At 41.7% G+C, this 12,888-nt stretch carries 11 protein-coding genes and 1 tRNA gene; 4 read left to right on the top strand and 8 right to left on the bottom strand.

What is annotated here, in order from left to right; genetic code table 11:
• Window positions 1-62 precede the first annotated feature (62 nt).
• From B4F91_RS05585 to murB, 4 genes are all read right to left on the bottom strand, one after another.
• Window positions 63-138, bottom strand: a tRNA-Thr gene (locus B4F91_RS05585).
• 111 nt (window positions 139-249) lie between these two features.
• Entirely contained in the window at window positions 250-975 is a 726-nt protein-coding gene (locus B4F91_RS05580) for a type III pantothenate kinase (RefSeq protein WP_064385988.1), read from the bottom strand.
• Entirely contained in the window at window positions 972-1,964 is a 993-nt protein-coding gene (birA, locus tag B4F91_RS05575; protein ID WP_286937903.1) for a bifunctional biotin--[acetyl-CoA-carboxylase] ligase/biotin operon repressor BirA, read from the bottom strand. The genes B4F91_RS05580 and birA overlap by 4 nt, the downstream gene beginning before the upstream one ends.
• A complete protein-coding gene (gene murB, locus B4F91_RS05570) occupies window positions 1,964-2,971 on the bottom strand; it encodes a UDP-N-acetylmuramate dehydrogenase (protein ID WP_286937904.1) in 1,008 nt (335 codons plus the stop codon). The genes birA and murB overlap by 1 nt, the downstream gene beginning before the upstream one ends.
• 133 nt (window positions 2,972-3,104) lie before the next feature.
• On the opposite strand from murB, the gene B4F91_RS05565 reads away from it, so the two are divergent.
• Window positions 3,105-4,949, top strand: a complete 1,845-nt coding sequence (locus B4F91_RS05565; protein WP_029774313.1) for a M1 family metallopeptidase — start codon at window positions 3,105-3,107, stop codon at window positions 4,947-4,949.
• 169 nt (window positions 4,950-5,118) lie between these two features.
• Here B4F91_RS05565 and B4F91_RS05560 read toward each other — a convergent pair whose 3' ends face one another.
• Entirely contained in the window at window positions 5,119-5,730 is a 612-nt protein-coding gene (locus tag B4F91_RS05560) for a DUF2057 domain-containing protein (RefSeq protein ID WP_286937906.1), read from the bottom strand.
• An 88-nt stretch (window positions 5,731-5,818) separates the two neighbouring features.
• Between B4F91_RS05560 and B4F91_RS05555 the strand changes: the two genes are divergently transcribed.
• From B4F91_RS05555 to B4F91_RS05545, 3 genes are all read left to right on the top strand, one after another.
• Window positions 5,819-6,190, top strand: coding sequence for a histidine triad nucleotide-binding protein (locus B4F91_RS05555; protein ID WP_004587493.1), 372 nt, complete (start codon window positions 5,819-5,821; stop codon window positions 6,188-6,190).
• 219 nt (window positions 6,191-6,409) lie between these two features.
• Complete coding sequence (locus B4F91_RS05550) at window positions 6,410-7,066, top strand: helix-turn-helix transcriptional regulator (RefSeq protein WP_004587492.1); 657 nt, start codon at window positions 6,410-6,412, stop codon at window positions 7,064-7,066.
• A 116-nt stretch (window positions 7,067-7,182) separates the two neighbouring features.
• Entirely contained in the window at window positions 7,183-9,339 is a 2,157-nt protein-coding gene (locus B4F91_RS05545; protein WP_286937908.1) for an ATP-binding protein, read from the top strand.
• Window positions 9,340-9,367: 28 nt separating this feature from the next.
• On the opposite strand, the gene B4F91_RS05540 is transcribed toward B4F91_RS05545, so the two are convergent.
• From B4F91_RS05540 to B4F91_RS05530, 3 genes are all read right to left on the bottom strand, one after another.
• A complete protein-coding gene (locus B4F91_RS05540; RefSeq protein ID WP_286937910.1) occupies window positions 9,368-10,786 on the bottom strand; it encodes a mannose-1-phosphate guanylyltransferase/mannose-6-phosphate isomerase in 1,419 nt (472 codons plus the stop codon).
• A gap of 68 nt (window positions 10,787-10,854) precedes the next feature.
• The gene (locus tag B4F91_RS05535) at window positions 10,855-11,628 is read right to left on the bottom strand and encodes an amidohydrolase (RefSeq protein ID WP_004587489.1); all 774 of its coding nucleotides are present in this window, start codon (window positions 11,626-11,628) and stop codon (window positions 10,855-10,857) included.
• Window positions 11,616-12,758: a methionine aminotransferase gene (locus tag B4F91_RS05530; protein WP_286937913.1), complete on the bottom strand. Its 1,143-nt coding sequence runs from the start codon at window positions 12,756-12,758 to the stop codon at window positions 11,616-11,618. The genes B4F91_RS05535 and B4F91_RS05530 overlap by 13 nt, the downstream gene beginning before the upstream one ends.
• Between the last annotated feature and the right edge of the window lie 130 nt (window positions 12,759-12,888).

Genomic DNA, 12,888 nt, shown 5'->3' with positions numbered 1-12,888 from the left:
TTGGCCGCTCGGGAACCCCTCCACGATAATTCTTTACTAATTCACTTTCGGTAAAAGGAAAGTGGTGCCGACTAACCGAGTCGAACGGTTGACCTACTGATTACAAGTCAGTTGCTCTACCAGCTGAGCTAAGTCGGCACTGCTTTAGTACGGGGCGAGATATTAGAGTAAGGTTTATTATGATGCAACTATAAAATTAAAAAAAATGTAATTTTTTAGCTTAAATGCTCACAATTCATGCAAAAGTACTTAATTTTGCTGTTTTTCGTCGTTTTTACTTAGCTCATGCCAATAATTTAATCCTTTCATAACCAATAAAGAATCAAAAATACTGCCACTTATTTGTTGCTGTAACAGCAAACCGTAACCACCGGCGCACAAAATTTGTGGTTTTTGTTCGCCTGTTACGTGTTTAAGTTGGTATTTGGCCTGTTCAATAGCGCCTAATGTTGCCACCAGCGCGCCATTTTTTAATCCATTGGGTGTGTTTTTACCTAGCTCGTTTAAAAAGGGGGTATTGGCATCATCAAACACGCGTTGAGTATTTTGTGTTAATGAGCGAGTCATTAAATCAAGGCCGGGCAATATCCAGCCTCCTAAGTGCTCGCCTTCGCCACTCAGTACATCAATAGTGGTTGCAGTGCCAGCATCAACAATAATACTCGCTCTGTTTGGGTAAAGTGTAAAACCTGCCACCAGCGCAAGCCAGCGGTCAATACCTAAATTGCTAACCTGTTCATATGCGCAGCTTAAGCCACTGAGATTTTTACTAACATGCGCCTCAAAACACGGAATACTTTTTTTGGCGGCTAATGTGAGCGCGTCATTTAATAATTCACTGTTACCTACACAAGCATACACAACCTCAGTTATTGCTTGCCACGGCACGTCGCTCATAGAAACGGGCGTTGCTTGTTGCTCGCGCCATAAGGCCGCTTTTAATGACGTATTACCTACATCTATTAGCAGTTTCATAATTCGGCCTTTCTTAACGAGATTTCGCCGCCATAGTAACTTTTAACTTCGCCGTCTTGGCGAATACGTATTCCGCCGTGCTGATCAATACCCTCACAAATACCCCGCCAGCTTCTGTGCCCCGTATTTAGCTCTACGCATTCTCCTGCAAAGGCGTTTAGGGCGTTCCACTGTGCGTACATGCTGTTTAGCCCGTCTTGCTGGTAATCTGCCAAACGCTGCTCTAAATAAAAGGTAAGCGAAGCAACTAACTGGTTTTTATCAAGCGCGGTGGTGTGTTGGCTTAAATCGGTCCATGCTTGGTCAATCTGTTCGCTGGTGTTTTGCGGCATTTGTAGATTAATGCCAATACCAATAACTAGCTGACAAGGGCCTTGCGGTTGCCCATCTAGCTCAACTAATACTCCGGCTAGTTTTTGCTTATTTATATATATGTCGTTTGGCCATTTAAGTTCAATGTCTATATCGTAAAGTGCTTTTATAGCATCGTATACCGCAAGCCCTACTGCAATTGATACGCCCATAGCAGCTTGCAGGCCATCATCTAAGCGCCAAAAATAACTGTAATATAAATTAGCCCCAAATGGAGATTGCCATACCCGCCCTCGCCTTCCGCGCCCGGCTTGCTGCATTTCGGCAACTACAACAGTGCCAGACTCAAGTGCGACTTTATTTTGAATACGGCGCATTAGCTCGCTGTTGGTTGAATCTATAATAGGGTGTACTTCTACTTGGGCTGTATTAGCACCTAATGCATGGTAATGTTTGGTTATATCGTCTCGGTTTAGCAAACCCACCGCATTGTTTAAACTGTAACCTTTACCCGTCACTTTAAATATATCGAGCCCCATGTCTTGCAGTGTTTGTATATGTTTACTCACTGCAGCACGGCTTATACCCAGTTGCTCGCCAAGGACTTGGCCCGATACAAAGCCACCTTGGTTAAGTGCGTTTAATATTGCTAGTTTATTTCCATCTGGTGCTTTCATTACGCGTGCTCCGTAGTAACATGGCATTCACTATTTGTGTTTATAAGCCTTACTTCGTGCTCTAGCATTATGCCGTAACGTGTAAACACCGTATTTTGTATATGCGTGATCATAGTGATTAAATCGCTTCCTTTACTATCACCATGATTAACTAATACCAGCGCCTGCTGCTGATGCACCTCAATCCCTGCTACTGTAAAGCCCTTCAAGCCCGCTTGGTCAATTAGCCAACCTGCCGCCACTTTGTGATGGCTTTCCCCATAGGGGTAATGCGGTAAATCATTAAACCGCACAAGCAGCGCTTCTAAACGCGCATTGCTAATAATCGGATTTTTAAAAAAGCTACCCGCATTGGCTAAAGTGTATGGGTTTGGCAGCTTAGCGTTACGAATTTCAATAACCTGCTCAAATACCATTTTAGGGGTGGGATTTTGCAATACTTTGAGTGGGCCATAACTTAAAACTGGCTGCCACTTTTTAGGGAGCGCTAAATTAACTTGAGTGATCACCGCTTTGTTTTTTAAAGCATGTTTAAAAATAGAGTCACGATAAGCAAACTCACACTGTGCGTTAGTTAAAGTCACTTTGGTTTTTGTGGCTATATCAATGTATTCAACCGACTCTACAAATTGAGCGAGCTCAACACCATAAGCACCAATGTTTTGTACCGGCGACGCCCCAACGGTGCCCGGAATAAGGGCTAGGTTTTCAAGCCCTGCAATATTTTTATCAAGTAAATAGCTTACTAGGTTATGCCAGTTCTCACCCGCAGCTGCACTCACTAATACGTCATTTTCACGCTCGGTAATAGTAATGCCCTTAGTGGCCATTTTAATTACGGTGCCTGCGTAGTTTTCTAAAAATATTGTGTTGCTACCTTCCCCTAATAAACAAAACGGAGCACTAAAACGGTGTGCTTTAAGTTGCTCAACCGAGGTTATTTCAACAAAATGCTGGCATTGATTGTTTAGTGCAAAGGTATGTAAAGGTTTTAATGAGTGCGCCACAAAGGTCTCTGAGTGTACTGGTAACTAATCGCAGTAGTTTACCTTATTGTCGCAAAGAATGTAAAAATCACTCAACCCGCTGTATCAATCATGATATAAAACCTGCACTTATTATTAGTGTTCAGGGTATTTTATGAAAATTAAACCTCTTTTTTTAAGCCTCGCTATGGCCGGTATGTGCTCGCAAGCAATGGCAAACGCGATTGATCAAAACTCATACGCCAACCTAGATGATGTGGTAACAACACACTTAAACCTTGATTTAGATGTCGATTTTGCCGACAAGCAATTAGAAGGTTTTGTTGAGCACACCCTAAAGTGGAACAATGACACAAGCAAAAAGCTGGTACTTGATACCCGCGACTTAGACATTGATAAAGTAATGTACCAAGACACCTCGGGCGATTGGCACAAAGCTAAATTTACACTGGCAGATCGCGATGATGTTAAAGGCTCAAAACTAACAATTACTTTAAAAAGCCAAGCGCCAAAAGTACGTATTTACTACAACAGCCGCCCAGAAGCATCTGGCCTGCAATGGTTAACACCAGAGCAAACAGCTAGCAAAACGCACCCGTTTATGTACAGCCAATCGCAGGCTATTCACGCTCGTAGCTGGTTGCCAGTACAAGATACCCCTGCCATGCGCGTTACTTACTCTGCCCGTATTCATACACCAAAAGATATACGTGCCGTAATGAGCGCCGATAACAAAGACGCACTATACAAAGATGGCGACTACCACTTTGAGATGCCACAAGCTATTTCGCCGTACTTAATTGCGATTGGTGCAGGTAATTTAGAATTCAAAGCCATGTCAAAACAAACAGGTATATTTGCCGAGCCTGAAATTTTAGACGCTTCAGTTGCCGAGTTTAACGACACCCAAGCCATGATCGACAAAACCAACGAAATGTATGGTGAGTATGCATGGGGCCGTTACGATTTATTAATGTTACCGCCTAGCTTTCCGTTTGGTGGTATGGAAAACCCGCGTCTTTCGTTTATTACCCCTACCGTAGTTGCTGGCGATAAAAGCTTAGTAAACCTTATTGCCCATGAGCTTGCACACTCTTGGTCTGGTAACTTAGTTACCAACGCTACGTGGGAAGATTTATGGTTAAACGAAGGTTTTACCTCTTACGTTGAAAACCGCATCATGGAAGAAGTGTTTGGCCGCGACCGCGCCGTAATGGAGCAAGCTTTAGATGCAGCAGGCTTACGTGCTCAACTTAAAACGATTGATGCACCCGATACGCGCCTTAATTTAAAACTTAATGGCCGCGATCCAGATGATGCATTTAGCTCAGTGCCATACACTAAAGGGCAGCTATTTTTAATCTACCTAGAAGAAAAATACGGCCGTGATAAGTTTGATGACTTTGTTAAGACCTACTTTAATGAGTTTGCATTTAAATCGCTGACCACTGCGCAATTTGTTACTTATTTAAAAGCTAACTTAATTGAAAAATATCCAGGCGTTGTAAGCATGGATAAAGTGAATGAGTGGATTTTTGAGCCAGGTTTACCAAGTGATGCACCTAACCCCACATCGGATGCGTTTGATAAAGTAGATACAGCAAGCGCAGCATGGTTAAAAGGTGAAACAAGCGCAGCACAATTACCTACGGCTCAGTGGACAGTGCACGAGTGGTTACACTTTTTAAATAACCTACCACGTGATTTAAGCTTAGATAAGATGAGCGAGCTTGATAAGCAATTTAACTTAACGCAATCAACCAATGCAGAGCGCGCGTTTGCATGGTTTATGTTAGCGGTAGGTAATGGTTACCAACCTATTTACCCAGCGCTTGATAAGCACTTATCAGGTATTGGCCGCCGTAAATTAATTGTGCCGTTATACAAAGCACTTATTAAAAATGGTAAGCGCGAATGGGCACATGATGTATACATCAAAGCACGCCCAGGCTACCACCCGCTCGCACAAGGCACCATTGATGCTTTATTTGATAAATAAGCAACCTGTGCCAACCCAAAAGGTGTTTAGACCTTTAGGGTAAAACAGCAAAACCATTAAAAAAGGCCGATTTATCGGCCTTTTTTAATACTGTAATTTTCTCAAGCTAAAAACTGTAACTAAGTTCAGCGCAGTTAGCGCTTAACATTAGTAGCTTGAGATAAGTTTATTATTCAGCGCCTTGGTTCGTTACCTTTTCTAAAAAGGCCTTTCGCTCAGCAATCGTGGCTTGCTGCCACCAAAATTCTAGCATTTGCGGTGCACTTGGCATGCCTTTGCCATTAATAGGCGCAATAGGCTTTATAGGTTGGCTTGGACGCGTTGGACCCGCTGGCACCGTATTTTGTAAAGCAGGCTTTTGACTTGCAAGCTGTGTATTTGAAATAACACTAAGCGGCTGTGCCACAGACGCGCCCTTTGCTTTTAAACTTACCTGTGGTGCCTCAGCAAATATTTTCGCTGATACCGCGTTATCGGCACGATTAAACACCATGTCGTAGTCTTTGTTATCGTCAATAGTAATATCTACCCAAAACGGTTCAGACTCTATTACCTCATGGTCGTCAAAGCCTAGCTCGTATAAATCGGTGTATTTTAATTTTAATCGATAAGAACCAGGGGCAAGTTCAATGTCGTCAACGCGGCTAAATAAAGAGCTTTCAATCACTCTTTCGCCGACTTGTAAAGGCACTAACTCTTCAGGAAAGTGAATATTCCCGGCACTTACTGACATACTCATCAATAGTGCCGCAGCTGTAATTATTAACATTGGTTTACGCATAAAAACTCCTTTATTTGTTTTGAGTTTGACACTGCAAACAAAATTTGTCATTAGTGACTTTAAATTCAAACCTTACACTGAAACGATTATGAGCACAGAAACAATATTTACAAAAATTATTAACCGCGAAATTCCTGCCGACATTATTTACGAAGACGACACCACCCTTGCATTTAAAGATATAAACCCGCAAGCTCCTTTTCATGTGTTAATTATTCCAAAAAAAGCAATTGCCACTATCAATGATATTAATAGCGAAAACTCACATTTAGTTGGAAATTTATACGAGGTTGCTGCTAAATTAGCCAAGCAATTTAACTTTAGTGACGATGGCTACAGAGTAGTAATGAACTGCAATAAACACGGCGGGCAAACCGTGTATCACATACATTTACATATGCTTGCAGGCAAAGAAATGGGCTGGCCTCCGTATCAAGAAGCTAAAAAATTAAAAATTTAATAATAAAAATTCACTGGAATTATTAGTATTTAGCTAGTTACAAATGTTATGGTTTATCATGTATATAAAGTGAAAAATAATTACTTATTTGCAACATTTTATGTTTAAATAATCGTAAAATCGTACTTGTTCACAAGGCGAAACCCGACTTTCTAATACAAAAGGTGTGGAAGTCGTGATAAACTTAACTAGTCAGCTTTATAAAAAGAGTATAAAAACATGAGCAGTTCAGCCTTTTTGTTATTAGATCAAGAGCCAATTAACACCATTGGCATTAACGTTTTAGAACCTTTGTTAAAAACGCAAGGCCTTGACGTAACCACGGGTACAAATATTTTAGATGTACCAGAAGGGACTCGATTACTGTTCATTGAAACATCAAGTAACGATGCATGGGGTAAACTAAAAGAACAGCTAGTTAACCTGCGCACCAAGTGCGATATCGTATTATTTAACCTAGACGAAAACCCAGAGCTCGCTAACCGCGCGCTGTTGAGCGGTATTCGTGGCGTGTTTTATACGACAGATAACGCTGATGTATTAATGAAAGGTATTCGCTTACTTTTAGAAGATCAGCTTTGGTACAGACGTGACATTATGTGTAATGCATTAAACCGCATGCTGCAGTTTAATAAAGACGCACTACACAAGCTGACCGAAGGCGATATAGAGCCAATTAAACTCACTAAACGAGAAAAAGCAATAATCTCGTTAATGAGTAAGGGCTCTAAAAACAAAGAAATTGCTGAAGATTTAAGCATCAGCCCACACACAGTTAAAACACATTTATACAGCGCATTTAGAAAAACTAAATGTCGTAACCGTATTGAGCTACTATCTTGGGCTCAACAAAACATTCCAGACGAAATTCGTTAATCAATTTCGTAATTTAAAAACAGGCACTTATGGTGCCTGTTTTTGTTTATGCCGCATGCTTGTTAAATTAATCGCTTTTTATTACTCTATTTAAAGTACCCATTGCTGGAACCTCTATGCTCGACTCATTTACCCTCTTTTTTGCCAGCATTGCCGTTATTATTGTAATGACCCTTCTTAACTTTTTAACTTGGCGTACCAACAAAAGTACCCCAGGTACGCTGCTTTATATTTTTTACCCAGTTTTATTACTAGGCGCAGTAATTGGCTTTACGCTTATTGGTAAAACGCACAACCTTATTGTGATTAGTATTGCCAGCAGTATGATGTTTGGCGCATCAATTGTGCACAGCTTGGCTATATGCCAATTTTTAGATTATCGGGGTATTGGCTTTAAGCTACTGTGCTCCTTTACCGCGTTTAGCGCAGTAATGCTGGGGTATTATTCTTTTATTGACCCTTCTTTACGCGAGCGAATTTACGTCTCGGATGTACAGCACATTGCAGAAGCCGCTTTTTTGCTGTTTTTATTTATTAAATATGCCCGAAAACCCTACCCAAATGGCACCATTGTTTACATTTTAATATTAACTTTAGTTGGCCTGAGCTTTATTAGCCGCTCACTATTTATGGTTAATATTGAACAACCCCTGCTATTGCAAAGCCCATGGTTTAGCAGCTTACTGTTTTTAAATGGCGTTATTGCACCTATGTTTTATGCCGCCGGTATGGCGCTTTTGTGTAATGAACGCAGAGAAAAAAACCTTAACAAGCTGGCCGACAAAGCCCAAAAAGATTTAGAAATTAGAGGCCTGTTTTTATCAACTATTAGCCATGAAATTCGCACCCCCCTTAATGGCATATTAGGCAGCGCCCAATTAGTTATGAACCAAAGCACCGACAGCCGCAATAAAGCCTATTGTGAGGCCATTATTAATTCGGCCGAGTCGTTAAATTTACTGGTTGATAAAGTGCTCGACTACGCAAGCCTAGATCAAAGTGATGAAGCACTTTACGAAGAAGACATTGAATTTAAAACCTGGTTAAACAATTTGTGTTTATTACTCAGCCCATTGGCGGAGCAAAAGCAGCTTAAGTTTGAACTGGTATGTAATATCCCTGAACAAGCCTGTTACTACTGCGATCAGCAAAAGTTAAGGCAAATTATTATTAACCTTGTTGGTAACGCCATTAAGTTTACCGACCACGGTATAGTAAAAATTCAGGTTGATTTAATAAGCGACAGGCAGCTTGAGCACACCATAAAAATTAGCGTTAAAGACTCAGGCCCTGGTATCGAAAAAGACGAAATAGCCTACTTAACCGAACCCTATGTACAAAGTAGCGCCGGCAAAGAAAAAGGCGGCACCGGCCTTGGGCTTGCCATCACCAGCCGCTTACTAGAAAAGCTAGGCAGCCGTTTAGAAATAACCAGTCAACTAGGCACTGGTAGCGTATTTAGCTTTACTACCACCTTTACGCTAGGGGAACTTAGTTTGGTAGAGCAGCGACATCAAAACAAAGACTACTTAACCGGCCTTGAAGTACTGCTAGTAGAAGATTTAGATTTAAATCAAAAAATTGCCATTGAATTTATGGCCGAAGATGAGCATAAAATAAAGCTCGCCAAAGATGGTAAAAGCGCTATTGAACTGCTGCAAACGCATCACTTTGACGTTATTTTACTGGATATGAACCTGCCAGACTTTACCGGCCAAGAAGTATTAAAACGACTGCAGCGTTTGGAGCATAAAAACCAGCGCACGCCCGTACTGGCTTTTACAGCAAGCTTAAGCCCTGATGAGGTAAAAGAATACTTAGCTCTGGGAATAAAAGACATAGTAGGCAAACCAATTAAGCAGCAAAAGCTTCGCCAAGCACTGAGTGATTCACAATCCAATCAAACTGCAAATATAGCTGTAGAGCTAGTAGACACCTTATACGACGAAACCGCAGCAGAAACGCTAACCAGCTCATTTAGTGAGGATGAAGTGTCGTCGATTTACAATGAATTTGTACTCTCAGCACGGACTAAACTAACCCGATGCCAAGAACTTATTGACCAGCAACCAGAGCAGTGCATTAAATTATTGCACCGCCAAGCAAGCACCGCGCTGCAATTAGGCTTTAACCGTTACGGTATTGAGCTTAAAAAAATAGAGCGCCGCCTGCTTGATAACAAACCCCATAATAACCTGCTAGATGAGGCGTTAGAGCTATGGCAGCGCAGCCTAGAACAATACTTAAAGTACGTGCGCGGGCAGTTAAGTTAATGGGCTTTTCTATTACAGATTAAGCTGTTTACTCTCTTCCATACTTATCATCAAAACGCTCTATGTCACTTTCATCTAGTACGGCGCCAGTTTGTACTTCAATGACAATTAGCGGCTCTTTTTGATTGTTCGCTAAGCTGTGTATTTGTTTTGCTGCAATGTAGCAAGATTGGTCGTGGCTAAGTGTTAATGCTTGCTTATCAATACGTACATCGGCAATCCCCGATACCACCACCCAATGCTCTGCACGATGCTGATGGCGCTGCGTTGAAAGTTTAGCGCCGCTGTTTACGGTTATTTTTTTAACTTTAAAACCATCACCTTCAACCAAAGTGCGGTAATTGCCCCATGGCCGATACACAACCTGATGGTGATTGAGTTTATCGCTTTGGCTAACCGCTAATTGCTTGAGCAATAAAGGCAGACCATCGAGCTTGTTTTTATTGGCAACGAGGGTGGCATCGTGGGTATGAATAATAGCTAAGTCGCTAACCCCAAGGGTAGCAACGCTGTGATCGTCTTCGCTTATAACAAAATTATTCGTACTATTTTGCGCGGTATGGCTGTCGTTTTCATTATTGCCATGTGCATCTTTTTTAATAAGGCTAGCCAAAGCACTAAAGCTGCCTACATCACTCCAATTAAGAGCAACAGGCAGCACTGCTACATTATTACTACGCTCTAAAATGGCGTAATCGATAGAGTCACTTGGGCAGTTTTTAAGTGGCTCACTTACCGGCCTTGTAAACCCTAAATCGTCAGAGAAATTAGCCGCCGCGCTTACACTGTGTGCAATTTTTGGGGCAAAGCGGTCTAGCTCATTTAAATAGGCTTGTGGTGTAAATAAAAACATGCCGCTATTCCAGCTATAACCGCCTTGAGTTAAATAATGCTCAGCGGTAGCCAAGCTTGGCTTCTCTTTAAATTCAGCCACTTTATAGCAATTTGAGCCCGCTATTTTACTACCTTGTTTAATGTAGCCTAACCCAGTGTGGGGCTGTGTTGGTGTAATTGAAAACGTGACCAACATACCTTGCTGGGCTAATTCAATTGCATCGTTTAGTTTAAGTGTAAGCTCAGTAAAGTTGGATATATGATGATCGGCAGGCATCACCAGTATTGGCCCTGTTATGCCTTGCTGTAAAGCGTAGTGTGCTGCCAGCGCAATGGCCGGCGCGGTATTTTTACCCTGGGGCTCTAACAAAAGTGCATGAGGAGTAGCCTGCGCACTTTGCTCAGCAGCAATAAAACGGTGCTGTTCGTTACAAACAAGTATTGGCTTTGCAAACCCCTTGCCCGATACACGCGCTAACGTACTTTGTAATAGTGAGTGTTTGTTATCAAGCAGAGGTAAAAATTGCTTAGGCATAGCTTGGCGAGACAGCGGCCATAACCGTGTGCCAATGCCACCCGCTAAAATTACCGGTGTTATAAGGGTTGTATTCATAAAGCCGCCAATAAACATATCAGCGGCTATTTTAGCACTTTATTGGCTAGGCGCTAATGCTTAGCGATTTATACCAAGGTAAACGCGTCGGCATCTAAATAAGCAGGAAACGAGTCTTTAAAATCATCGAGCGGTGCTTTTTCAAGTGTTACGGTAAGTAACTCTTGTGTATTGTCTTTTGCTTTGGCGATTGTATCGCCTTTAAAGTCGTACACGGCCGTGCCGCCATTGTGCGCAACACCATTGCCATCGTCGCCAACACGGTTAACGGCTACTACATAACATAGGTTTTCCATAGCGCGCGCCATTAATAGCGTATCCCAAATATGGCGACGAACCGCAGGCCAGTTTGCAACGTTTATCATTACATCGTAATCATTATTGTTGCGCTGAAAAACCGGAAAGCGCAAGTCGTAACATACTTGCGGCAGTAACTTAAAACCGTTAATTTCAAACGTTTTACGCGCTTGTCCTGCGACAACGTAATCGCCCTCACTGCCTAAGCGAAATAAATGACGTTTATCGTAATAATTTACCTCGCCACTTGGCGTCACCCAATAAAAGCGATTCGCTTTTTTATCGCCTTGAGCAACCAAGACCGAACCTGCAATAACGGCTTTATGTTTATGTGCTTGGGTTTTAAGCCAGCTCAACACTTTGCCATTTTCGGGCTCTGCGCAATCAAGATTAATAGCAAAGCCTGTGGCGAAGGTTTCGGGTAGTAAAATTAAATCAGGTTGAGCGCTCATCGCTGCTAATTTTTTATCAAACATGGCTAAATTGGCGTCTTTATCAAGCCAATGCAGCGCACTTTGAACGAGTGTAAGCGTTAAAGTTGACATAATATTTGCGCGGCCTCTATTAAGGTTTCATCGTTTTTAGCAAAACACAGTCGAATCACTTTATCATTTGAAGGTTGCTTATAAAACACACTTAAAGGAATAGCAGCAACCCCGGCTTGCTCTACTAACCAGTGGCAAAAATCCACATCATTAAGATCAGACACCTCACTGTAATCGAGCAATAAAAAGTACGTACCTTGGCTTGGTAAAATATTAAAACGGCTGTCACTTAAGTGCTGTGCCAGTAAGTCGCGCTTTTGCTGATAAAAATTACTCAGCTCATCTACATGCTCGCCTTGTTGTTCAAGCATGTCGGCCAATGCGTGTTGTGCAGGTGTAAAACTTGAAAAAGTAACATACTGGTGTATTTTTCTAAATTCAGTAGCAAGTGGTGCAGGCGCAATACAGTACCCCATTTTCCAGCCGGTACTGTGAAACGTTTTGCCAAAGCTTGATATAACAAAGCTTTTTTCACGTAGCTGCTCATCACAAAGCATGCTTAAGTGCTTATCGCCATCAAAGGTAATGTGTTCGTAAACTTCATCACTTATTACATATAAATCGTGATCGTTCACTAACGATTTAAGCGCGTTTATATCATGGCTTTTAAGTATTTTTCCGCTTGGATTGTGTGGCGTATTAATAATTATAGCGCGCGTGTTTTTGCTCACTGCACTGCGAACAGCTTGCCAATCAATAGCATAATCGGGGGCATGCAATGCAATATGAACTGTTTTACCGCCAGCAAGCTCAATGGCAGGCTGGTAAGAGTCATAAGCGGGGTCAAACACAATGACTTCATCATCGGGGCGTACTATAGTTTGAATAGCCACAAATAATGCTTCGGTGGCGCCCGACGTTACCGTAACTTGCTCAGCTGCATCAATATTAGCCGCGTATTTACGCGAAACTAAATTTGCTATTTGTTGCTGTAAACGGGGCACACCACTGGATGGCGAATATTGATTAACCCCTTGCTGAACATAAAAATTTAGCTGGTTTTTCAGTAGTTCTGGCGCATCAAACTCAGGAAAACCCTGCGATAAATTTATTGCCGAATGCTGACTTGCCAAGCCACTCATTTGGCTAAATATACTAACACTTAAATTTGGTAATTTACTTTCAAACACGACAGGCCCTTAATGATGGTTTTGCGCTTAAAGCGATGCTATCATTGCTTAAAACAGAAGTATAGCCGTCTAAAATTAAATAGCTTTATATCAATTTGCTTAATTAACTGAGCTATTTTGAGGTAGCAAA

Origin of the sequence: Pseudoalteromonas sp. UBA6610, assembly GCF_002433295.1 — a bacterium.
In the GTDB taxonomy this organism is placed as follows: Bacteria; Pseudomonadota; Gammaproteobacteria; order Enterobacterales; family Alteromonadaceae; genus Pseudoalteromonas; species Pseudoalteromonas atlantica.
This window is presented reverse-complemented; position numbering and strand designations above follow the sequence as displayed.